The organism is Arenimonas sp. (assembly GCF_022842045.1).
In the GTDB taxonomy this organism is placed as follows: domain Bacteria; phylum Pseudomonadota; class Gammaproteobacteria; order Xanthomonadales; family Xanthomonadaceae; genus Arenimonas.
Genome location: NZ_JALHQI010000013.1, coordinates 1 through 21609, shown reverse-complemented (window position 1 = coordinate 21609; position 21609 = coordinate 1). Strand labels below are relative to the sequence as shown.

Annotated in this window: 18 protein-coding genes; 14 read left to right on the top strand and 4 right to left on the bottom strand. The window is 70.0% G+C overall.

The genetic code is table 11. The annotated features are described in order from the left end of the window. Complete coding sequence (locus Q0C12_RS04780) at positions 1-1578, top strand: phage tail sheath C-terminal domain-containing protein (RefSeq protein ID WP_290886913.1); 1578 nt, start codon at positions 1-3, stop codon at positions 1576-1578. A gap of 33 nt (positions 1579-1611) precedes the next feature. On the opposite strand, the gene Q0C12_RS04775 is transcribed toward Q0C12_RS04780, so the two are convergent. Then, positions 1612-2046 carry a hypothetical protein gene (locus Q0C12_RS04775; protein WP_290886910.1) on the bottom strand — a complete coding sequence of 145 codons (435 nt, stop codon included), beginning with the start codon at positions 2044-2046 and terminating at the stop codon, positions 1612-1614. A gap of 213 nt (positions 2047-2259) precedes the next feature. On the opposite strand from Q0C12_RS04775, the gene acnD reads away from it, so the two are divergent. Genes acnD through prpF form a run of 4 tightly spaced genes read left to right on the top strand, consistent with a single transcriptional unit; the run spans position 2260 to position 7156 of the window. Then, positions 2260-4869: a Fe/S-dependent 2-methylisocitrate dehydratase AcnD gene (acnD, locus tag Q0C12_RS04770; RefSeq protein ID WP_290886907.1), complete on the top strand. Its 2610-nt coding sequence runs from the start codon at positions 2260-2262 to the stop codon at positions 4867-4869. 59 nt (positions 4870-4928) lie between these two features. Next, positions 4929-5561 carry a nucleotidyltransferase domain-containing protein gene (locus Q0C12_RS04765; protein ID WP_290886904.1) on the top strand — a complete coding sequence of 211 codons (633 nt, stop codon included), beginning with the start codon at positions 4929-4931 and terminating at the stop codon, positions 5559-5561. Further along, on the top strand, positions 5545-5958 hold the full coding sequence (locus tag Q0C12_RS04760; protein ID WP_290886901.1) for a hypothetical protein: 414 nt from the start codon (positions 5545-5547) through the stop codon (positions 5956-5958). Before Q0C12_RS04765 ends, Q0C12_RS04760 begins: the two co-directional genes overlap by 17 nt. Positions 5959-5971: 13 nt before the next feature. Next, positions 5972-7156 (top strand): 2-methylaconitate cis-trans isomerase PrpF, encoded by a 1185-nt coding sequence (prpF, locus tag Q0C12_RS04755; RefSeq protein WP_290886898.1) that lies wholly within the window; start codon positions 5972-5974, stop codon positions 7154-7156. A 68-nt stretch (positions 7157-7224) separates the two neighbouring features. Here the strand turns inward: prpF and Q0C12_RS04750 are convergent, their stop codons facing one another. After that, positions 7225-10218 (bottom strand): TonB-dependent receptor, encoded by a 2994-nt coding sequence (locus tag Q0C12_RS04750; protein WP_290886895.1) that lies wholly within the window; start codon positions 10216-10218, stop codon positions 7225-7227. A 379-nt stretch (positions 10219-10597) separates the two neighbouring features. Between Q0C12_RS04750 and Q0C12_RS04745 the strand changes: the two genes are divergently transcribed. The 3 genes from Q0C12_RS04745 to Q0C12_RS04735 all read left to right on the top strand — a co-directional run bounded on the left by Q0C12_RS04745 (position 10598) and on the right by Q0C12_RS04735 (position 14233). Next, the gene (locus tag Q0C12_RS04745) at positions 10598-11287 is read left to right on the top strand and encodes an SDR family oxidoreductase (protein ID WP_290886890.1); all 690 of its coding nucleotides are present in this window, start codon (positions 10598-10600) and stop codon (positions 11285-11287) included. 72 nt (positions 11288-11359) lie between these two features. Further along, positions 11360-13798 (top strand): alpha/beta hydrolase fold domain-containing protein, encoded by a 2439-nt coding sequence (locus Q0C12_RS04740; RefSeq protein WP_290886887.1) that lies wholly within the window; start codon positions 11360-11362, stop codon positions 13796-13798. 27 nt (positions 13799-13825) lie between these two features. Then, on the top strand, positions 13826-14233 hold the full coding sequence (locus Q0C12_RS04735) for a hypothetical protein (RefSeq protein WP_290886884.1): 408 nt from the start codon (positions 13826-13828) through the stop codon (positions 14231-14233). A gap of 68 nt (positions 14234-14301) precedes the next feature. On the opposite strand, the gene Q0C12_RS04730 is transcribed toward Q0C12_RS04735, so the two are convergent. Then, positions 14302-15714 carry a dihydrolipoyl dehydrogenase gene (locus tag Q0C12_RS04730; protein ID WP_290886881.1) on the bottom strand — a complete coding sequence of 471 codons (1413 nt, stop codon included), beginning with the start codon at positions 15712-15714 and terminating at the stop codon, positions 14302-14304. A gap of 145 nt (positions 15715-15859) precedes the next feature. On the opposite strand from Q0C12_RS04730, the gene Q0C12_RS04725 reads away from it, so the two are divergent. From Q0C12_RS04725 to Q0C12_RS04700, 6 genes are all read left to right on the top strand, one after another. Next, on the top strand, positions 15860-16540 hold the full coding sequence (locus tag Q0C12_RS04725; protein WP_290886878.1) for a cupin domain-containing protein: 681 nt from the start codon (positions 15860-15862) through the stop codon (positions 16538-16540). After that, positions 16537-17460, top strand: a complete 924-nt coding sequence (locus tag Q0C12_RS04720; protein WP_290886875.1) for an SDR family NAD(P)-dependent oxidoreductase — start codon at positions 16537-16539, stop codon at positions 17458-17460. The genes Q0C12_RS04725 and Q0C12_RS04720 overlap by 4 nt, the downstream gene beginning before the upstream one ends. A gap of 88 nt (positions 17461-17548) precedes the next feature. Continuing rightward, the gene (locus Q0C12_RS04715; protein WP_290886871.1) at positions 17549-17827 is read left to right on the top strand and encodes a type II toxin-antitoxin system RelE/ParE family toxin; all 279 of its coding nucleotides are present in this window, start codon (positions 17549-17551) and stop codon (positions 17825-17827) included. After that, positions 17827-18120, top strand: a complete 294-nt coding sequence (locus Q0C12_RS04710) for a HigA family addiction module antitoxin (protein WP_290886870.1) — start codon at positions 17827-17829, stop codon at positions 18118-18120. The genes Q0C12_RS04715 and Q0C12_RS04710 overlap by 1 nt, the downstream gene beginning before the upstream one ends. A 77-nt stretch (positions 18121-18197) precedes the next feature. Next, the gene (locus tag Q0C12_RS04705; RefSeq protein ID WP_290886866.1) at positions 18198-19220 is read left to right on the top strand and encodes a glycerophosphodiester phosphodiesterase family protein; all 1023 of its coding nucleotides are present in this window, start codon (positions 18198-18200) and stop codon (positions 19218-19220) included. Positions 19221-19301: 81 nt separating this feature from the next. Then, positions 19302-20966 (top strand): hypothetical protein, encoded by a 1665-nt coding sequence (locus Q0C12_RS04700; protein ID WP_290886864.1) that lies wholly within the window; start codon positions 19302-19304, stop codon positions 20964-20966. A 9-nt stretch (positions 20967-20975) separates the two neighbouring features. Here the strand turns inward: Q0C12_RS04700 and Q0C12_RS04695 are convergent, their stop codons facing one another. Beyond that, positions 20976-21458, bottom strand: a complete 483-nt coding sequence (locus tag Q0C12_RS04695) for a response regulator (protein ID WP_290886861.1) — start codon at positions 21456-21458, stop codon at positions 20976-20978. Positions 21459-21609 lie beyond the last annotated feature (151 nt).

Sequence of the window (21609 nt, the reverse complement as noted above, 5' to 3'; positions counted from 1 at the left end):
ATGCCGGATCAGCCGGGTTATCCGGGGGTTTACGTCGAAGAGGTCCCCGGTGGGGTGCGGGGCATCGCCTCCGTGCCCACGTCGGTAGCCGCCTTCGTCGGGCGTGCCTGGCGCGGGCCGGTCGATCAAGCGATCAGCGTCGGCAGCTACCGGGAGTTCGAGCGGATTTTCGGCGGCCTCTGGGCGCCGGCCCCGATGTCGCGTGCGGTGCGCCAGTTCTTCAACAACGGCGGTGGCGTCGCCCGGGTGGTGCGGGTCGCGACGCGCGTCGGCGCTGGCCAGGCGTCGCCTGCACGGATTGAACTGGGCAATGGCCTGGCGCTGGCCGCTGCCGACCCGGGCACCTGGGGCAGGAACCTCGTCGCCGTGCTGACGCCCCAGCCCGGCGACCCGCAAGACCCCACCCGATTCAGCCTCGAGGTGCATGACGATCCCGACCGCCACCGGGATGCCAGCGGCCAAGGTGGCAGCGGCATACGCGAGCTGCACACCGGCCTGTCGCTCGATCCCGGCCATGCGCGCCATTGCGGCGCTGTTCTGGCCCGCGACTCGATGCTGGTGCGCTTGCTGCATGCACCCGATTCCCTGTCCTTGCCGGACGCAGCCCCGCAGCTGTTGGCGTCTGCCGATCCCACGAGTGGACACGACGGCCTGCCGATCGGTGCGGGCGAGGTCTCGGATGTCGCGAATGAAGCGGCAGGCACCGGGCTCTACGCGCTGGGCGAGGGCGCTGGGTTCAACCTGCTTTGCATCCCGCCGTTCGCCCCGGAAATCACGAACAACGGGATCGCCACCTGGCGCGCCGCCGCCGCGCTGTGCCGGTCGCGGAGGGCGCTGCTGTTGATCGATGCGCCGGCCGACGCGACCGTGGGCGAAGCCATTGCCTTCACCCTGTCGCTGGCGCCGATCGAGGCGGAATGGGCAGCGGTCTACCACCCGTGGCTGTGGACGGACGACCCCTCTGCGGGTCACGGGGAGACTCCCGCTGCGCCCGGTGGCTTCGTGGCCGGGCTGCTGGCGCGCGTGGATGCGCAGCGCGGCGTCTGGAAGGCGCCCGCCGGCCTCGAGGCCGGCCTGCGCGGTGCGAGGGGCCTGGCGCTGGCTCAGCGTCCGGGCGGACCCACCGAGGACGATCTGGCCAGTTTGAACGCCGCCGGCATCTGCGCGCTGCGCACCTTGCCTGGGCGCAGCGAGGTCGTGGCCTGGGGCGCGCGGACGCTGGCGGGCGCGGCCGATTCCGGCTCCGAATGGAAGTACATCCCGGTGCGCCGCACTGCGGCGATGATCGAGACGGCGCTGGTGCGAGGCACCACGTGGACCGTCTTCGAGGCGAACGACGAACGGCTATGGGCGCAGCTCCGGCTGTCCGTCGGCAGCTACCTGCATTCACTGTTCCTCGCGGGGGCGTTCGCGGGCAGCACGGCACGCGAGGCGTACTTCGTCCGCTGCGGCGCCGACACCCATGCGGCCCGGGACATTGCGCAGGGGCGGGTGAATCTGCAGATCGGAGTAGCACTCGTCCGCCCAGCGGAGTTCGTCATGCTGCGGCCAGAGCTGCGAGCGATCGCGGACCCTTAGCCGCGCTCCGCCGGCCCGGGCGCCCGCCGGAACCTACTCGCCCGACGTCCCGCCACCTTCGCCGGGCGCCGGGTCGCGCGGTGCACCGGCGTGGGTGGCATCCACCCGCTCGCGGCAGTCGTCGCGTTCGGCCACCGGCAGGTCGTTGCACTCGAGCAGGGTGCGCGCGAGTTTGGCGTCGGGGTCGCTGGCCAGCTGGTCGGCGATCTCGCCGGCTTCGGGGCGGTCGCCGGCCGGGTCGTTGTATTCCAGCTCCTGCGGCGCAGCGGTGCCCGCCGGGTCACCCGGGATGGTGGGGACGTAGGCGCCGGTTTCCGGATCCTTGATCGCGACCGAGCGCTCGGCTTCGGCGGCGCCCTGGTCGACCACGGCCTCGGTGCTCGAATAGGCCGCATCGGGCTCGGCCTTGTCCTGGCAGCCGACCAACAACAGGCAGAGTGCCGCGGCGCTGAAGGGATGTCTGGTCATCATTCGCTCCTCGGGGGGGGATCGCAGTGCCGGGCGCGTCGCACGGAGTGTACTAATCCCGGCGTGTGCCCCGATGGTCGCAACTATCCGCCGCGCAGGCCAGTGCCCGTCGTGCGCGCCTCCCAGCCCGCGGCATTGCCCGGGAACAGCGGGAAAGGGTGCAGGCCCGCGCCGTGTCCCGGATAATGAGCGTCCCCGACTCATCGGTCCGCCATGAACACGACCTTCCGCAAGCCCCTGCCCGGCACTTCGCTGGACTTCTTCGACGCCCGCGCCGCCGTGGAGGCGCTGCAACCCGGCGCCTGGGACGGCTTGCCCTACGTGTCGCGCGTGTTGGCCGAGAACCTGGTTCGCCGCTGCGACCCGGCGACGCTGGACGCTTCGCTGCGCCAGCTGGTCGAGCGCAAGCGCGACATGGATTTCCCGTGGTTCCCGGCGCGCGTCGTGTGCCACGACATCCTGGGCCAGACCGCGCTGGTGGACCTGGCCGGCCTGCGCGACGCCATCGCCGACCAGGGCGGCGACCCGGCCCAGGTGAACCCGGTGGTGCCGGTGCAGCTGATCGTCGACCACTCGCTGGCGGTGGAGTGCGGCGGCTTCGATCCCGATGCGTTCGCGAAGAACCGCGCCATCGAGGACCGCCGCAACGAGGACCGCTTCCACTTCATCGACTGGACCAAGCTCGCGTTCAAGAACGTGGACGTGATCCCGCCGGGCAACGGGATCATGCACCAGATCAACCTGGAGAAGATGTCGCCCGTGATCTACGTGCAGGACGGCGTCGCCTTCCCCGACACCTGCGTCGGCACCGACAGCCACACCCCGCACGTGGACGCGCTGGGCGTGATCGCCATCGGCGTCGGCGGCCTGGAGGCCGAGAACGTGATGCTGGGCCGCGCCTCGTGGATGCGCCTGCCCGACATCATCGGCGTCGAGCTGACGGGACGGCCGCAGCCGGGCATCACCGCCACCGACATCGTGCTGGCGCTCACCGAATTCCTGCGCAAGCAGAAAGTGGTCGGCGCCTGGCTCGAGTTCCGCGGCGAAGGCGCCGCGGCGCTGACGCTCGGCGACCGCGCCACCATTTCCAACATGGCGCCCGAGTACGGCGCCACCGCGGCGATGTTCTTCATCGACGGCAACACCATCGACTACCTGCGCCTGACCGGCCGCAGCGACGAGCAGGTCAAGCTGGTCGAAACCTACGCCAGGCACACCGGCCTGTGGGCCGACGCGCTGGCGAACGCGCAGTACGAGCGCACGCTGTCCTTCGACCTCTCGGCGGTCGGCCGCAACATGGCCGGCCCCTCGAACCCGCACGCGCGCGTGGCCACCGCCGACCTCGCGGCCAAGGGCATCGCCGGCAACCTCGACGCGGCCCGCGCGCAGGAAGCCCAGGGCCTGATGCCCGACGGCGCGGTGATCATCGCCGCCATCACCTCGTGCACCAACACGTCCAACCCGCGCAACGTGATCGCCGCCGGCCTGCTGGCGCGCAACGCCAACCGCGCCGGGCTCACCCGCAAGCCGTGGGTGAAATCCTCGCTGGCGCCGGGCTCCAAGGCCGTGGCGCTGTACCTCGAGGAAGCCGGCCTGAAGTCGGAGCTCGAGCAGCTCGGCTTCGGCATCGTCGCTTTCGCCTGCACCACCTGCAATGGCATGAGCGGCGCGCTGGACCCGAAGATCCAGCAGGAAATCATCGACCGCGACCTGTACGCCACCGCGGTGCTGAGCGGCAACCGCAACTTCGACGGCCGCATCCACCCGTATGCAAAGCAGGCCTTCCTGGCCTCGCCGCCGCTGGTGGTGGCCTACGCCATCGCCGGCACCATCCGCTTCGACATCGAGAAGGACGTTCTGGGCCACGACGCCAACGGCCAGCCGGTGACGCTGAAGGACCTGTGGCCGAGCGACGAGGAGATCGACGCGATCGTGAAGGCGTCGGTGAAGCCGGCGCAGTTCCGCAGCGTGTACGAGCCGATGTTCAAGATCGCCGTGGAAAGCGCCGCCAAGGTCAGCCCGCTGTACGACTGGCGTTCGAAGAGCACCTACATCCGACGCCCGCCGTACTGGGAAGGCGCGCTGGCCGGCGAGCGCACCCTGCGCGGCCTGCGCCCGCTGGCGCTGCTGGGCGACAACATCACCACCGACCACCTCTCGCCCTCGAACGCCATCCTGGCCGACAGCGCCGCCGGCGAATACCTGGCGAAGATGGGCCTGCCGGAAGAGGACTTCAATTCCTACGCCACGCACCGCGGCGACCACCTGACGGCACTGCGCGCCACCTTTGCCAACCCCACGCTCACCAATGAAATGGCGGTGGTGGACGGCGCGGTGAAGAAGGGCTCGCTGGCGCGCGTGGAGCCGGAAGGCCAGGTGATGCGCATGTGGGAAGCGATCGAAACCTACATGGACCGCGGCCAGCCGCTGATCATCATCGCCGGCGCCGACTACGGCCAGGGCTCGAGCCGCGACTGGGCGGCGAAGGGCGTGCGCCTTGCCGGCGTCGAAGTGATCGTGGCCGAGGGCTTCGAGCGCATCCACCGCACCAACCTGATCGGCATGGGCGTGCTGCCGCTGGAGTTCCTGCCCGGCACGACCCGCAAGACCCTGGGGCTGGACGGCACCGAGACCTACGACGTGATCGGCGACCGTGCGCCGCGTGCGACGCTGACGCTGGTGGTGAACCGCCGCAACGGCGAGCGCGTGGAAGTGCCTGTGCAGTGCCGCCTCGATTCCGATGAGGAAGTGTCGATCTACGAGGCCGGCGGCGTGCTGCAGCGCTTCGCCCAGGATTTCCTGGCCGCCGCCCACGCGGCCTGAAGTTGCGGGGGCAGGGCTTGCAAATACCCAAAATGGGCATTATTTTGCCCGATATGGGCATGAACCCCCCTCCCCGCGTCAGCGAAGCCGCCGCCCTGTATGCGCGCGCGAACCTGTCCGACGCCCTGTTCACCCAGACCCAGCAACGGGTCCTAGGCAGCCTGTTCGGACAGGCCGGCCGCTCGTTCACGGTCAGCGACCTGATCCAGTCGACGGGCGCCGGCAGCGGGGCCGTGCAGCGCGAGCTCGCGCGCCTGTCGGGCAGCGGGCTGCTTTCGGTCGAAAAGGTGGGCAACCAAAAGCGGTATCGCGCCAACCCCGCGTGCCCCATCCACGACGAGCTGGTCGCCATCGTGCGCAAGACCTTCGGGCTGGCGGTGCCGCTGCGCGAGGCCTTGGCGTCCCTGGCCGGGCAGGTGCAGCTTGCCTTCGTCTATGGCTCCGTCGCCAAGGGCCAGGACACCTCGGCCAGCGATATCGACCTGATGATCGTGTCCGATACGCTGGGCTATGCGGACGTGATGGCGGTGCTCGATCCCTTCATCGAAGGACTGGGTCGCGCCGTCCACCCCACGATCTACTCACGATCGCAGTTGGCTAGCCGGATCGCGGACGGCAACGCCTTCGTTGCCAAGGTGTTGGCGCAGCCCAGGCTCTGGATCGTCGGGGGTGAACATGACTTCCCCGCTTGAGAATCTCGCCGGCAATGCCAAGCCGCTGTTGGCGGAGCCGGCCGATCCCGCCGAAGTCGAAGGTCTCGTGCGATCAGGCAGGGCTCGTCTCGCCGACGCGACCAACGGCGGGCTGTCGCTCGAAAGCCGATTCGATCTCGCCTACAACGCGGCGCACGCGCTGTGTCTCGCGGCGCTTCGGCGGCACGGGTATCGCGCGCGCCATCGCTACATCGTGTTCCAAGTCCTGCCACACACCCTGGGCCTGGGGCCGGAGGTCTGGCGCGTACTGGACCACGCCCACGGCAAGCGCAATCTTTCCGAGTACGAAGGTCACGTCGACGTCGATGAACGACTGGTGCTGGACACGATCATCGCCTGCCAGCGCGTGGCCGCCGCCCTGAACGAACTTCAATGAAGAGTTTGAGCCCATGACGCCCATGCCCCAGCTCCGCATACCCGCCACTTACCTCCGTGGCGGTACTTCGAAAGGCGTGTTCTTCCGCCTCGAAGACTTGCCCCAAGCCGCCCGCGTGCCGGGCCCCGCGCGCGACGCGCTGCTGATGCGCGTCATCGGCTCGCCCGACCCCTACGGCAAGCACACCGACGGCATGGGCGGCGCCACGTCCAGCACCAGCAAGTGCGTGATCATCAGCAAGAGCACGCAGCCGGGCCACGACGTGGACTACCTCTACGGCCAGGTCGCCATCGACACCGCGTTCGTCGACTGGAGCGGCAACTGCGGCAACCTCAGCACCGCCGTCGGCCCCTTCGCCATCGCGAACGGTTTCATCGAGAAATCGCGGCTGCCGGAGAACGGCATCTTCATCGTGAAGGTGTGGCAGGCCAACATCGGCAAGACCATCCTCTGCCACGTGCCGATCGCCAATGGCGAAGTGCAGGAAACGGGCGACTTCGAGCTCGACGGCGTCACCTTCCCGGCGGCCGAGATCGTGCTCGAGTTCATCGACCCGGCCGACGAGGGCGAAGGCGAGGGCGGCGGCGCGATGTTCCCGACCGGCAATCTCACCGATTCGCTGGACGTCCCCGGCGTGGGCACGCTCGAAGTCACGATGATCAACGCCGGCATCCCCACCGTCTTCATCAACGCCAAGGACATCGGCTACACCGGCACCGAGCTGCAGGACGCCATCAACGGCGACCCGAAGGCGCTGGCCATGTTCGAAAGCATCCGCGCCCACGGCGCCGTGCTCATGGGCCTGATCAAGGACGTGGCCGAGGCCGCGAAACGCCAGCACACGCCCAAGGTCGCCTTCGTCGCGCCGCCGGCCGACTACACCACCAGCAGCGGCAAGCGCGTCGCCGCCGCCGACATCGACCTGCACGTGCGCGCGCTGAGCATGGGCAAGCTGCACCACGCGATGATGGGCACCTGCGCGGTGGCCATCGGCACCGCGGTGGCCATTCCCGGCACGCTGGTGAACCGTGCGGCGGGTGGCGGTGAACGTACCGCCGTACGCTTCGGCCACCCCAGCGGTACCCTGCGCGTGGGCGCCGAGGCGGCCAACGAGAACGGCCAGTGGGTCGTGCGCAAGGCCATCATGAGCCGCAGCGCGCGCGTGCTGATGGAAGGCTGGGTGCGCGTACCCGCCTGATCCCCGACGAAAAAAAAGCAGCCCCGTCGCCGGGGCTGCAATGTTGACGCAGGTTTCTACTTGGAGACTTAGAACGTCTGCTCGTAGTTCAGGTAGTAGAAGCGACCCGGGATCAGGTACTGCGCGTCGTAGCTGTTCGCGAAGGCATCCGACGAGAACGGCGGCTGCTTGTTGAACAGGTTGCGCACGCCCACCGAGATCTTGCCGTTCCACGGCGCCGCCCAGGTGCCCTGGAGGTGCGTGTAGGTGGTGCCGCCGAGCATGTTGCTCGGGACGTTGGTCGGCGTCGCGATGATCTCGTTGGTTCCCGTGCGGAAACTATAGACGTCGATGACGCGGTTCGGATCCGAGCACAGGTTCACGAGGCTGCCATACGCCGGGTCGACCTGTGCCAGTCGGGTAGCCGTCAGGAACACGTTGTTGCAGGTCTCGCGGACGCGGCTGCGGTATTCCATCGTGGCGGAGACCGTGAAGTCACCCATCTGCCACGCCACGTTCAGGTTCGAACGCAGGCGATGGCGCGGCGCGCCGGCCGAGCTGCCCGAGGGAAGGGTGCCGACGACGTTGCCCGCCGAAATGCGGCCGTCGGCGTTCAGCTCGCCGCGCTCGGGCTTGCCGAGGTCGCCGAAGTAGGCCACGTAGGTGTTGTCCCAGCGGATCTGGTAGCGACCCCAGTTGTCGGTGTCGAACCGGTAGCTGGCGCCGAAGTCGTAGCCCTCGGTCTCAAGGCCGCCACGGAAGTTGATGTTGGTCGCCAGGATGTTCGAGATCTCGCCCGGGTTGCCGTTGACCGCACCGGTGGTGTCACGCGTGATCAGGGCGCAGCTGTTCTGGTTGAGCTGCTGGTAGCACTCGGTGAGGATCGTGGCCACGGCCAGCGAGCCGATCGCGTTCTCGATCTGCAGGTTGTACCAGTCCAGGTACATGTCCAGGCCTTCCATCCAGCCCGGCGAGTACACGATGCCCAGGGTCTTGGAGACCGAGGTTTCCGGCTGCAGGTTCGGGTTGCCGCCGGTGGTGCCGAAGGTCTGCGACAACAGGCTCTGGAAGCCCACCGGCGCGCCGGTGGCAAGGCACTGGGCCCGGATGGCAGCGTTGTTCTGGAAGTTCGTGTTCGACGCCGAGCACGGATCCTGGAACGCCGGGCGGCCGGTGGCCCGGCCCGCGAACAGCTCGCTGACCGAGGCGGCGCGGAAGCCTTCGCCCCACGAGCCGCGCACCAGCACCGTCTCGCTCGGCTGCCAGCGCAGGCTCGCCTTCGGGTTGGTGGTGTCACCGAAGGACGAGTAGTCGGAGTAGCGGCCGGCGAGCGACAGCTCCAGCGACTTCGCAAAGGTCACGTCGGCCAGAAGCGGGATGTTGAGTTCCGCGTAGACCTCGTCGACCTTGTAGCTGCCGCGGGTCGGCAGGAACGGGTTGTCGCCCAGCACCAGGCCGGCGGCCGTCAGCGGATCCGGCTCGCTCGAGCCTTCCTCGACGCGATGCTCGACGCCGAAGGCGAAGGCCATCGGGCCCGCCGGCAGGTCGAACAGGTCGCCGCTGAGGTTGGCCGTGTACGACTCCTGGCTGTACTTCTGGACGTTCTTCGGGTTCACCGCGATGTAATCGAACATTTCGCGAGTGAAGCCGTCCGGACCGCCCATGAAGTTCAGCGGGACGCAACCAGCGATGGGCGCGCCGGCCGGACCGCAGCGAGCGATGCCGCTGCTGTCGATGTGGGACTGGCCGGTGCCAAGGGCGACCCGGGACGAGAAGTAGAAGCCGTTCTTCGGCTGCAGCTGGCGGTTCTCGGCGAAGGTGTAGCCGGCATCCCAGTAGAAGTAGCGGTCACCCAGCTCGAAGGCGCCGTCGAAGGCGCCGCTGAAGCGCCAGGTGTCCTGCTCCTGCCCGAACAGGCGCGGGAAGTCGGTCGGGCGGAAGGCGCCGCCGGTGATGGCCACGCCAAACGGGTTGTAAACGTTGTTGGCCGTGATGTTGAGCGGCGACAGCGGCTGCGCGGCCAGCTGGGCCTCGCCTTCGCGGCGGTTGTAGAACACTTCGCTGCGGAAGCGCACCGGGTCGGACAGCTGGTAGCTGACCTGGCCGAACAGCGAGTACTGCGTCTGCGGCTGGCTCAGGTAGTTGTCCGGCGCGAAGTTGTAGCCGTCGGTGAGGAAATTGAAGGTGCGGAAATCATTCGCGCCGGTGCTGGGCGCGCACACCTGGTTCACCTGGCAGCCCGGGCTGCCCGGGTTCAGGGTGATGTTGCCGCGACCAGCGACGGTGAAGTTGCCGTACGGGCCGACCGGGCTGGCGCGGCCCGGGGTGGACACGTTCGCCGGGAAGCCGAACAGCGGCACCGCCGAGATGGCACGATCGCCGGCCGAGACGGCGCCGGTGTCGGTGTAGGACAGGTTCAGCAGGCCCGAGAAACGGTCGCTGCTGCCGCCGATGGTGTAGGACACCGACTCGCGCTCGCCGTCGCCCTGCTGGTACTGGCCGTAATAGCCGGTGACCATGGCGCCTTCGAAGTCGGTGCGGGTGCGGACGTTGATCACGCCGCAGAGCGCATCGGAACCGTACAGGGCCGAGGCGCCGTCCTTGAGGATGTCGATGCCCTCGACCGCGGCCAGCGGGATCGAGCTCAGGTCGACGGTGCCGTCCAGGCCGTTGCCGCTCACCCAGCGACGCCCGTTCACCAGCACCAGGGTGCGGTTCGAGGCGCAGTTGCGCAGGTTGACGCTGGAGTTGCCGCTGGTGTTGCCGTTGTTGGTGTTGAGGCTCAGCGACGGGCCGTTGACGCTGATCTCGCGCAGGATGTCGGCGAGCTGGGTCAGGCCCGTGCGCTCGATCTCCGCGCGCTCGATCGACAGCACCGGCAGCGCGGTGTCGCCTTCGGCGCGACGGATGCGCGAACCCAGCACTTCGATGCGGTCCAGCGTGGTGGGCTCGGAAGCCGCGGCGGCCGGCGCGGCGGCGTCCTGCGCAATGGCAGGCATCGCGGCGAGGCCGAGGATGCCGATTGCGCTCGCCGACAGGGCGAATCGCACGGCGGATGAAAGCGGATGTGGCTTGGACTTCATGTTCTGCTCTCCAACAGAGTGATGAATCGTTTTACAGCCTGTTTTTGTTGGTCCCGCCCCGCCGAGCCCCTCGACAGGACAGCTTGTGGAGGACCCGGAATGGGGCGGAGACGCCGCGAATATAACGCGAACTTAACGTTGTGTTAGCAAGGGGTGACAAAAAAATTAAAGACATGTTAAGAGCCGGGCAAGATGGTGTTTTTTCGACGGAGATGCCCGCCAATTCATGATTTTGGACGCACTTCGTCGGCTTGAGTCAGACGCTGGCCAGGTCCGCCGGTCGTGTTGCAACGCCGCAACCGCGCAAACGGTGGCTGCGGGCAAGGGTCCCGCGGCGGCCTCGGTTACCATCCCGGAACCCCGACTCCAGGAGATCAGCATGTCGCTCAAGGGCAAGACCATCGCCATCACGGGTGCCTTCGGCATTCTCGGCACGGCGGTGGTGCAGGCGCTTCTGGCCCACGGTGCGAACGTGGCAGCCATCGATCGCGCCGACGCGCCGCGTGACCCGGCCGCGCTGGGTGCAGCCAGCCTGCACGGCGGCATCGACCTTGGCGATGCCACCGCGGCCACGGCCGCCTTCGATGCCATCGCGATGGCCCACGGCGGCTTGCACGGCCTGGTCAATATCGCCGGCGGCTTCCGCTGGGAGAAGGTGGCGGGTGCCTCGCTCGAAGGCTGGGACGCGATGTACCAGATGAACCTGCGCACCGCCGTGGCGGCTTGCCAGGCGGCGCTGGCACATCTGCCCGACGGCGGCCGCATCGTCAACATCGGCGCCAACGGCGCGGTGAAGGCCGGCGCGGGCATGGGCGCCTACGCCGCGTCCAAGGCCGGCGTGATGCGGCTCACCGAAGCCCTGGCCGAAGAGCTCAAGGACCGCGGCATCACCGTGAACGCACTGCTGCCGAGCATCATCGACACGCCGGCCAACCGCAAGGACATGCCCGACGCCGACTTCGCGCGCTGGGTGCAGCCGGCGCAGCTGGCGGCCACCATCGGGTTCCTGCTCTCCGACGAGGCCGGCGCCATCACCGGCGCGCTGATCCCGGTGGTCGGTCGCGTCTGAGCGCCACCCCTCTCCCGCTGGCGGGAGAGGAGCCGGGGGAGAGGGCCCGCCGCACCGGCTATCCTCCCCACCATGCCCCTGCCTGACGCCCTCCTGGCCTCCCTGCTGCGCAGCACCCAACGCCTGCTGCTCAAGCCTGCCTTCCACCCACGGTGGCCGGTGCCCTGGCAGCGGCGCTGGCTGCATTGGCTCGCGCGCATTGGCCGCTTGCCGAAGGGCATCACGCGTCGCGACGTGGTCGTGTGCGGAATTCGCGCCGAACGCTGGGCGGATGAGCGCGCGACGCCGGTACGCGCCGGCACCGTGCTCTACCTGCACGGCGGCGGCTACACGGTGGGCTCGCCGCGCACGCATCGCCCGATCGCCGCTTGGCTGGCGCGCGACAGCGGGCTGCCGGTGGTGGTGATCGGTTACCGGTTGGCGCCGGAGCATCCCTTCCCCGCGGCGCTGGAGGATGCGGTGGCGGCGTTTGATGCGCTTGCGGCCGAAGGGCCGGTGGTGGTGGCGGGCGATTCGGCGGGCGGTGGCCTCGCGCTGGCGCTGGCGCTCACGCTTCGTGATCGTGAACGCGATGCAGACGGTCGCGGGACGAATGAAAGTGTTCCCGCCGACTCCGGTGCGGCTACCCGGTGCGGTGGTTCGCAGCCCGCGGCGCTGGTGCTGCTGGCGCCGCTGGTGGACCTGCGTGAAAGCTCGCCGCTGCCGGCCGTGCCCGGCGAGGCGATGTTGAGCGAGCGCTGGGCGCGGGCGAACGCGCGCGCCTATGCCGCGAGCCGCGCCGAGGACCCGCGGGTGTCGCCGCTGCTGGCCGACCTGCGCGGGCTGCCGCCGGTGCTGGTGCAGAACGGCAGCGATGATTTGCTGGCAGGGCAGTCGTTGGCGATCGTGGCGAAGCTGCGCGAGGCAGGCGTCGCGGTGAGTCATGACTTCGTGCCGGGGCGGTGGCATGTGTTCCAGCTGCAGGTGGGGGCGTTGCCGAGTGCGGGGGAGGCGGTGGGGCGGGTGGCGCGGTTCTTGGCAAGGGCGTGTCCCCCTCTCCCCAACCCCTCTCCCCCGAGGGGAGAGGGCGCCCACCACACCGTCATCCTCGGCGCAGGCATGTCCGGCCTCTGCGCCGCCATCCAGCTGCAGAAGGCCGGCCTGCACGACTTCGTCATCCTCGAACAATCGCAGGGCCTCGGCGGTACCTGGTGGGACAACCGCTACCCGGGCGCGCAGGTGGACGTGCCGGCGCCGGCCTACGCGTTCTCGTTCGCGCCGAACACGCGCTGGAACCAGCGCTTCGCCAACGCACCGGAAATCCATGCCTACCAGCAGGCGCTGGCGGAGAAGCACGCCCTGTTCGCGCGCCTGCGGTTGGGCACGCGCCTGCTCGAAGCGCGCTTCGACGAGGCGGAACGCCTGTGGCATTTCCGCACCTCGGCCGGCGACACGCTGCGCGCGCGCTTCTTCATCTGCAGCACCGGGCCGTTGAGCCAGCCGCGCTGGCCGGACCTGCCGGGGCTGGATGAGTTCACGGGCCTGCGCCTGCATTCGGCCCGCTGGCCGGCCGGCCAGGCGTTCGACGGGATGCGCGTGGGCGTGGTCGGCACCGGCTCGACCGCGGTGCAGCTGGTGCCGCCGATCGCGGCGCAGGCCGCGCGCATGCACGTATTCCAGCGCACGGCGAACTGGGTGCTGCCGCGGCTGGAGCGGCGCTACTTCGGCATCGACCGGCTGCTGGCGGGCTTCCCGCTTTACGCGGCGGCCGTGCGTGCGTTCTGGGTGGCGTTCCTGGAACTCGGCCGCCGCGGCTTCGAAGACGGCACGCTGATGCGCCGCTTCATGCTGTGGTGGGCCGGCCGGCATCGCCGGAAGCAGCTGGCGGACGACGGGCTGCGCTCCGCGCTCACGCCCGATTACCCGCTTGGCTGCAAGCGCATCATCTATTCCAGCGACTACTACCCGACGCTGGCGAAGCCGCACGTTGAATTGGTGACGGCCGGCATCGAATGCATCACCGCGCGCGGCATCCGCACGGTGGACGGCGTCGAGCGCGAGCTGGACGCGCTGGTCTGCGCCACCGGCTTCGACACGGTGCACCTGCTGCAGTCGCTGGACATCCGCGGCCGCGGCGGCATAACGCTCGCCGAAGCCTGGCGCGACGGGCCCGAGGCCTTCCACGGCATCCACGTCGCCGGCTTCCCGAATATGTTCCTGATGCTGGGCCCGAACACCGCTACCGGCCATACTTCAACGCTGCTCTACATCGAGCCCGCCGTTCGCCACGCCATCGCCTGCATGCAGGCCGTCGCCGCCGGCGGCCACCGCGCCGTCGAGGTGCGTGCCGAGGCGCAGCGCACGCACAATGAGGCGCTGCAGCAGCGGCTGGCCAGCTCGGTCTGGGCGCAGTGCCGCAGCTGGTACCGGATGGACAGCGGCAAGGTCGTCGCCATCTTCCCCGGCTATACCCGTGACTACGTCAACGGCTTGCGCCGCGTTCGCCCCGAAGACCTGCAGTTCACCGCCTGACCAAGCCAACCCAAGAGGAAGCCCACCATGCGAAGCCTGTCCGCCCTGCTGCTGTTCGCCGCTCTTCCCGCCCAGGTGCTGGCCTGCACCTACGACCGCGGCGACGTGCAGGAAGCAAACCTGTACTACGAGCTGGGTTCGTCTTCGCTGGGGATGTCCGGCGACGAGACCCTGAAGGTGATGGCGGCCAACTTCATCGGCTGCGACGTCATCTACATCGCGTCGGGCCACATCGATGCCAGCGAGCTGGACGCCAGCCCGGGCCTCGGCCAGGCCCGCGTCGACGATGCGCGCAAGCGCCTGGAGGCCCAGGGCGTCCCGGCGCGCAACATCCTCGTGCGCGACATGAAGTTCGATAGTCCGGCCGTGGCTACCCCGGCCGGCACCCGCGATCCCTTCAACCGGCGCGTCGAGCTGGTGGCGGTGGTGCGCTGAAACATGCGGGTGCCCGCGGGCGCGGCGCGCCGGGCCCGCGGAGCGGCGCCACGGTGGGCCGCAGGCTTTCAGGCCAGCGCCTCGGGCTTGAGCGGCTCGCACCGGGAGAGGTCGGAAGCGTCGCCGCCATCGAGCTGCTTCGCCACGGCCCGCAGCGCCGTGCGCAGGCCTTCCTCGACCACCGGGTGGTAGAAGGGCATGCGCAGCAGGTCGAACACGGTCAGGCCGCGGTCGATGGCGAGCGCCAGCAGGTGCGCGAGGTGTTCGCCCGAGGGCGCGCACATCGCCGCGCCCAGCAGGCGCCCGTCGCCGCGCGCCGCATAGACCCGCAGCAGGCCCTGGTTGCGCTGGCCGGCGCGGGCGCGGCCCTGGCGGGTGAAGTCGACGCTGCCGATGATCGCGTCCGCCGGCAGTGCGTCGTAGCCAAGGCCCACGAAGGCCGTGCCCGGCTCGGAGAACACGATGCCCAGCGGCGTGCGCCGGCGATAGCAGTCCGGCGTGTCCTGCATCGCATTGCGGCCGGCGATGTAACCCTCGTCGGCGGCCTCGTGCAGGATCGGGGCATGCGCGTTGGCGTCACCCGCGAGGTAGATCGGCAGGTCCGCCACCTGCAGGGTGGTGGGGTCGAAGGGCGGCAGGCCGCGCTCGTCGAGGGCGAGGCCCAGCGTTTCGAGGCCAAGGTCGTCGAGGTTCGGGCGACGGCCCATGGCCACCAGCACGGCGTCCACCTCGACGCTGGCCTCACCCGCCACCATCCGGACGCCCCCGTCGGTGGCCGACAGCGCCACGTCGGCGCCCGTGTGCAGGGTGAACTCCTTCGCCAGCAGCGCGCGCAGCGTCGCGTTGACCTCGGGATCGCGCACGCCGGCGATGCGCTCGCCGCGGCCGAAGGCGGTGACCTCGCGGCCCAGCCGCGCCATCGCCTGCGCCATCTCGATGCCGATCGCGCCGAGGCCCACCACGCCAATCCGGCGCGGCAGGTCGGGCTGTTCGAACAGGGTGTCGGTAGTCAGCACGCGCTCGCCCAGCGCCTGCCAGGCCGCGGGCATCACCGGGCGCGCGCCGGTGGCGAGGATGATGCGCTTTGCCTGCAGCACGCGCTCGCCGACCTGCACCGTGTGGGCATCTAGCAAACGGGCGCGGCCGGCTATGTTTCGCTCGCCAAGGTCGGCCGTGGATTCGAGCACGCCGGCGACGAAGAAATCGCGGAGCTCGCGGACGCGGCGCAGCACGGCGGGCAGGTCCACCGACAGGCCGTCGGCGCCGCGGATGCCGAAGGCGTCGAGCCGGCTGCGCGCGTGGAAGGCATTCGCAGCCTCGATCAGCACCTTCGAGGGCATGCAGCCGATGCGGGCGCAGGTGGTGCCGTACGGGCCGTCGTTGACCAGCACGAAGCGGTCGGTGCGCTTGCGCACCTCACGCAGCGCCGACAGGCCGGCGGTGCCGGCGCCGAGGATGATGACGTCGAGGGGGTGGGGCATGGGGGGCGGTTCCGGGGGAGGGTGGGTGCATCCTAGCGCCCCTCTCCCCAACCCCTCTCCCGTGGGGAGAGGGGCTTTGCAACTTTGTGCACTTGGTTTCGACCGGGTGCAGGCCATACTCGCCCTGTCCTTCGAGGTTTCCGCCATGCGTCTGAACGCCGATTTCACCCAGCGCGTCGTCGTCCGCCCGGGCGATGCGCCTTGGCAGCCCTCGCCCTCGCCGGGCGTGACGCGCTGCCTGCTGGACCGCGTGGGCGATGAGGACGCGCGGGCGACCAGCCTGGTGCGCTACGCGCCGGGCTCGGTGTTCCCGACCCACGAACATCCGGACGGCGAGGAAATCCTGGTGCTGGACGGCGTGTTCAGCGACGACACCGGCGAACACGGCCCCGGCACTTACCTGCGCAATCCCGACGGCAGCCGGCATGCGCCGCGCAGCGAGACCGGCTGCACGCTGTTCGTGAAGCTGAGGCAGTTCCAGCCCGGCGACACCGAGCGCGTGCGCATCGATACCCGCGCCGGCGAGTGGCGCCCCGGCCTGGTGCCCGGTCTGCGGGTGATGCCGCTGCATTCCTTCGGCACCCAGCACACCGCGCTGGTGGACTGGGCGCCGGGCACGGTGTTCCAGCCGCACACGCACTGGGGCGGCGAGGAGATCCTGGTGCTGGACGGCGTGTTCGAGGACGAGCACGGCGAGTACCCGGCCGGCAGCTGGCTGCGCAGCCCGCATCTTTCGCGGCATGCGCCGAGTGCGCCGCGGGGCGCGCGCATCCTGGTCAAGACCGGGCACCTCGACGCCGAGTTCCTGGCGCCGTGGGCGGCATGAAGAACGCCATCGGCGCCGCCATCTTCTACGCCCGCTTCGCGCGGCCGTTCTCGCGGCTGGGCTTCCAGCGCCGGGTCGGCGCCGCGCCGCTGGACGCCGACTTCCGCGGCCAGCGCTGGGTGGTGACCGGCGCCACCGGCGGCATCGGCAAGGCCATCGCGCTGGGCGCGGCCGCGCGTGGCGCCACCGTGCTGGCCCTGGCCCGCGACGGCGGCAAGCTGGCCGACCTGGTGATGGCGTCCACGGGCGCCGGCCGCATCGTGCCGGTGGCGGTCGATCTGTCGCTGATGCAGGACATCCGCCGCGCCGCGGCCGAGATCGCGCGCGACGGCGCGGTGGACGTGCTGGTGCACAACGTCGGCGTGATGTGCCACGAATTCGCCCGCACGGTGGAAGGCGTCGAGCGTGGCGTTGCCACCAACCTGCTGGGCCACTGGGAACTGGATGGCGCCCTGCGCCGCGGCGGCGCGCTCACGTCGCGCACCGCCATCATCTCCATGAGTTCGGGCGGCATGTACGGCGCCGCGCTCGAGCTGCAGGCGCTGGAGGCGAAGGACGCCGCGACCCACAACGGCTTCGTCGCCTACGCCCAGCACAAGCGCGCGCAGGTCGAGCTCACCCGTTACTGGAACAGCCTCGGCCCCAACGCCCCGCGCGCCTGGGTGATGCATCCGGGCTGGGTGGACACCGACGGCGTGCGCACGGCACTGCCCGGTTTCCGGAAGTTGTTCCGCCGCGTGCTGCGCAGCGCCGGGGAAGGCGCCGACACCGCGCTGTGGCTCGCCGCCACGCGCCCGCCGGTGGGCGAGGGCATCTGGCTCGACCGTCACCGCGACGACGAGCACGCGTTCGGGTTCACGCGGAAGGGCGCCGGCCCCACCGCGCTGGTCGAGTGGCTTGCAACGCGCCATTCACGCTGAGACCGGCGATGGCCACCCGCTGAATGGGCGAGCCGGCAGTTAGCCTCGACGATTGTTGCGCGATGCGCAACATGGTACATTCAGGCCCGTGATCAAGTCATTCAAGCACAAGGGGCTGCGTCGTCTCTTCGAGACGGGGGTGGCCTCCGGCATCCAGGCCGACCATGCGAAAAGGTTGCGAATGCAGCTCGCGGCGCTCGACTCGGCGCATGTCATCGGCGACATGGATATCCCGGGCTTCCGGCTTCACCCGCTGAAAGGCGCCTTGCGAGGCCGCTGGTCAATCACGGTGAACGGGAATTGGCGGATCACGTTTGAATTCAAGGACGGGAATGCCTACGTCCTGGACTATGAGGATTACCACTGATGGCCATGCACAATCCCCCGCATCCGGGTGAGTTCATCACCGCGGTCTACCTGGAGCCCCATGGCATCAGTGGACGTGAGCTCGCCGCCAAGCTGGATGTCGCCGCCTCGACCCTGAGCCGGATCCTTTCGGGCAGCAGTCGGGTCACCCCCGAGATGGCGCTTCGCTTGGCGAAGGCCCTGGGGCGATCGCCCGAGAGTTGGCTGTCCATGCAGGATGCGCACGACCTTTGGCTTGCCCGCCAGAGCGTCGACTTGCAGCGCGTTGGAAAGCTCAAGCTGGCAGCTGCCTGATCCGGTTCCTCGGCGCCCTCGTCCCTTTTGTCCTGCTCGCCGGCTGCGCGGGCCCGCCGCGCGCTACGCTGTCGGCCATGCCCGAGCCCGTCGCCGCGCCCCACCGCCCCTGGATCATCGCCCATCGCGGCGCCAGCGCGCTGCGGCCGGAGCACACGCTGGCGGCCTACGCGCTGGCCATCGAACACGGCGCCGACGCCATCGAACCGGACCTGGTGATGACGCGCGACGGCGTGCTGGTGGCGCGGCACGAGAACGCGCTGTCGGACACCACCGATATCGCGCGCCGGCCGGAGTTCGCGGCGCGTCGCACGCGCCGGCAGGTTGACGGCGCCTGGGTCGAGGACTGGTTCAGCGAAGACTTCACCCTCGCCGAGCTCAAGACCCTGCGCGCGGTGGAACGCCTGCCGGCCATGCGGTCCACCGAATGGGATGGCCAGTTCGAAATCCCCACCTTCGACGAGATCGTGGCCCTGGTCGCCGCCGAATCCGAGAAGCACGGCCGCCCCATCGGCCTGGTGCCGGAGATCAAGCATCCCAGCCATTTCGCCGCCGTCGGGCTGGCGATGGAGCAGCCGCTGCTCGATGCACTCGCCGCGCACGAATACACCCGCCGCGCGCCCGTCGTCATCCAGTCCTTCGAAACCGTCAACCTGCGCTGGCTGCGCGAACGCGTGCCGCGCGGCGGCAACGTCCGGCTGCTGCAGCTCATCGGGCCACCCGACGCCGCGCCCTACGACACCGTGCTGGCGGGCGCGCCCCGCACCTACGCACAGCTCGTGGGCCAGGACCTGCCGGCCATTGCGGCTTACGCCGATGCCTTGGGCCCGCACCACGCCTGGCTGCAGCTCCAGCCGCAGGCGGAGGGCGGCTACCGCAGCGCCCTCGTCGACGCGGCCCATGCCGCCGGCCTGCAGGTCATCGCCTACACCTTCCGCCCCGAGAACGGCTTCCTTGGCGAAGCCTTCCGCAGCGATGGCCCGCCCGAGGCACGCCATGACGAAGGCGCCCGACGCGAACTGCAGGCCCACGCGTCCGCCGGCGTCGATGCCGTCTTCACGGACGACCCGGGCCTCGCCCGGCGCGCGCTGCGCCCCTAGTTGTCTCGCCCGCCCTTCCGATCAAGAATCGGGGCGGCCGGGCCGTCCGTCCATGGTGCTCACAGGGGGAGCCGCATGACCATGAACCGACGTACCGCGCCGCTGCTGGCGCTCTGCATCGCCGCCGCGCTCTCGGGCTGCACGTCCGAGCAGGAGGTCAGCGCCGACGACGCGACCCGCATCCTCCGGCAGGACGCGCCCTACACGGTGGAGGACGAACCCTTCAGCGGCACGCTGGTTGCGCGGCGCGGCGACCAGGTGGTGTTTCGGGCGGAGTTCGAGGACGGGCGCCCCGCGGGCCTGGTGGAGAACTTCCACGATAACGGCGAGCTCGCGCGCCGACGCCAGCTGGCCTGGGACGAAGAGAAGGGCCGCGTCGTGGTCGATGGCGACGAGGAGCTCTTCAACGAGGACGGCCAGCGCGTGATGCTGGCCAGCAGTAAGGATGGCCGCGTGGTGAAGAGCGAGCGCTGGTGCGACGACGGCGACCCCGCCGAGCGCGCCACCTATGGCGAAGGCCAGGCCATGACGCGCGAAGCCTGGGACTGCGAGACCGGCCAGCAGATCACGCAGGAAAGCACCAACGCCGAAGGCCAGCCCGAGGGCGAGCAGAAGGCCTGGGTGCCCGACGGCACCCTGGTGAAGCACGCGCGCTTCGTGGCCGGCCAGCCCGAGGGCCTGCAGGAAACCTGGCACCCGAACGGGCAGGTGGCCACCCGCGGCAGCTTCAGCGCCGGCAAGCCGGTGGGTCGACACGAAGCCTTCGACGACACCGGCCGCCTGCTCGAGGGCGGTGAGTACGATGCGCAGGGCGCGCGCACCGGCTTGTGGACCGAGACCTTCGCGGACCGCAGCAACACCGTGCATTACGGCCCGGACGGTTTCCTGCCGGCGGAGTTCTCCCAGGCCTACCTGTCGGCGCTGTTGCCGCCGCAGGCCAAGCCCGAAACCGTCGCCTTCTATCTCAACGAGGGCCAGGTGAAGGTGGACCAGGCCATTCCCACCGACGGCGGCGACCGCCCCACCTTCGGTCGCCTCGATTTCCCGGTGCGCGACTGGACCTACAGCGTGGTGATCGCCGACCACGGCCTGCTGCCGCTGCTGCTGGAGAAGGGCGCCGACATCAACCAGGCCGACAGCCGCAGCCGGACCCGGCTGCTGCGCTGCCTCGACCGGTTCAGCCCCGACAAGGGCAACATGCGCGACCGCTGCACGCCGGCCGAGCTCGACGAGCTGCTGGCCAAGGGCGCGAAGGCCGACCTGGCCGATGCGCAGGGCCGCAACGCGCTGCACGTGCTGGCGGACGTGGCCCTCTACGGCGACTACGATCGATTCGGAACCCAGGCAGGCACGAGCGCGCAGGCGCGCATTGCCGCCATCGCCACGGTCGCGAAGGCCGGCGCCGACGTGAACGCCGCCGACGCCGAGGGCAATACGCCGCTGGTGACGGCGCTGAAGTCGCGGCGTGCCGACCTGGTGCGTGCGCTGCTGGCGGCGGGCGCGCGGGCGGACGGTGCGGGTCCGGGCAACACGGCGGCGGTGCACTGGCTGTTCCTCAAGCAGCGCGAGGAGTACGACATCCGCGGCGACTTCGTCGCCGACCTGCTGCCCGACCTGATCAAGGCCGGCGCGGATCCGGGCGTGCCCTTCGAGTGGGATGGCGCGCAGGTGACGATGCGTGAGCTGGCGGCCCGGCACGGCATGGTCGAGCTGGTGCAGATGCTGGACCAGTCCGGCGGCGGTTGAAGTCGTCGTTCAGGCTGGCGGGGGTGTCCCCGCCGGTCGCTTCGGCAGGGCGGTTTCCTGCCCGAGTTCCCGCAAGCGCCGCAGCAACAGCGACACCTCGAGGTGGTTCCAGACGCGCAGCAGGACTTCCAGCGGGTCGAAGGGCTTGGTGAGGAAGTCGCGGGCGCCGAGGCCGAGGGCGCGGTGGCGGGTGCGGCGGGTGGCGTCGGCGGTGAGGACGATCACGGGCACGGGCAGTTGCCCCGGCGCGGGGGCATTCAACTGCGCCAGCAGTTCGAAGCCGTCGACGCCGGGCATCCACAGGTCGAGCAGCAGCAGGTCGGGTTGGAAGGCCTGCACGAGTTCGAGGCAACGCTCGGGCTGGGTGGTGCCGAGCACCTGCGTGAAGCCTTCGCGCCCCAGCAAGTCTTCGAGCAGCGCGACGTTGGCGGCGCCGTCGTCCACCACCAGGATGCGCGCCGACAGCAGCGCCTGTTCGTCTATCGCAAGCATCGGGCCAGCTCCTGGTGGAATTGCCGCAGGTCCAGCGGCTTGGTCAGCACCGCCGAAGCGCCGGCGCGCAGCGCGCGTTCGCGGGCCTGCGCGGTGGCGTCGGCGGTGAGCACGATGGCGGGCGGCAGCGCCACGCCCTCGGCCGCCAGGC

Excerpts from the sequence above, each read along its gene's own strand:
- acnD (WP_290886907.1), top strand. The coding sequence starts at position 2,260 with ATGAACACGACCTTCCGCAAGCCCCTGCCCGGCACTTCGCTGGACTTC.
- Q0C12_RS04740 (WP_290886887.1), top strand. The coding sequence starts at position 11,360 with ATGCCCCTGCCTGACGCCCTCCTGGCCTCCCTGCTGCGCAGCACCCAA.
- Q0C12_RS04720 (WP_290886875.1), top strand. The coding sequence starts at position 16,537 with ATGAAGAACGCCATCGGCGCCGCCATCTTCTACGCCCGCTTCGCGCGG.
- Q0C12_RS04695 (WP_290886861.1), bottom strand. The coding sequence starts at position 21,458 with ATGCTTGCGATAGACGAACAGGCGCTGCTGTCGGCGCGCATCCTGGTG.
- Q0C12_RS04725 (WP_290886878.1), top strand. The coding sequence starts at position 15,860 with ATGCGTCTGAACGCCGATTTCACCCAGCGCGTCGTCGTCCGCCCGGGC.
- Q0C12_RS04730 (WP_290886881.1), bottom strand. The coding sequence starts at position 15,714 with ATGCCCCACCCCCTCGACGTCATCATCCTCGGCGCCGGCACCGCCGGC.
- Q0C12_RS04710 (WP_290886870.1), top strand. The coding sequence starts at position 17,827 with ATGGCCATGCACAATCCCCCGCATCCGGGTGAGTTCATCACCGCGGTC.
- Q0C12_RS04750 (WP_290886895.1), bottom strand. The coding sequence starts at position 10,218 with ATGAAGTCCAAGCCACATCCGCTTTCATCCGCCGTGCGATTCGCCCTG.
- Q0C12_RS04700 (WP_290886864.1), top strand. The coding sequence starts at position 19,302 with ATGAACCGACGTACCGCGCCGCTGCTGGCGCTCTGCATCGCCGCCGCG.
- Q0C12_RS04705 (WP_290886866.1), top strand. The coding sequence starts at position 18,198 with ATGCCCGAGCCCGTCGCCGCGCCCCACCGCCCCTGGATCATCGCCCAT.
- Q0C12_RS04765 (WP_290886904.1), top strand. The coding sequence starts at position 4,929 with ATGAACCCCCCTCCCCGCGTCAGCGAAGCCGCCGCCCTGTATGCGCGC.
- Q0C12_RS04745 (WP_290886890.1), top strand. The coding sequence starts at position 10,598 with ATGTCGCTCAAGGGCAAGACCATCGCCATCACGGGTGCCTTCGGCATT.
- Q0C12_RS04760 (WP_290886901.1), top strand. The coding sequence starts at position 5,545 with ATGACTTCCCCGCTTGAGAATCTCGCCGGCAATGCCAAGCCGCTGTTG.
- prpF (WP_290886898.1), top strand. The coding sequence starts at position 5,972 with ATGACGCCCATGCCCCAGCTCCGCATACCCGCCACTTACCTCCGTGGC.
- Q0C12_RS04735 (WP_290886884.1), top strand. The coding sequence starts at position 13,826 with ATGCGAAGCCTGTCCGCCCTGCTGCTGTTCGCCGCTCTTCCCGCCCAG.
- Q0C12_RS04775 (WP_290886910.1), bottom strand. The coding sequence starts at position 2,046 with ATGACCAGACATCCCTTCAGCGCCGCGGCACTCTGCCTGTTGTTGGTC.
- Q0C12_RS04780 (WP_290886913.1), top strand. The coding sequence starts at position 1 with ATGCCGGATCAGCCGGGTTATCCGGGGGTTTACGTCGAAGAGGTCCCC.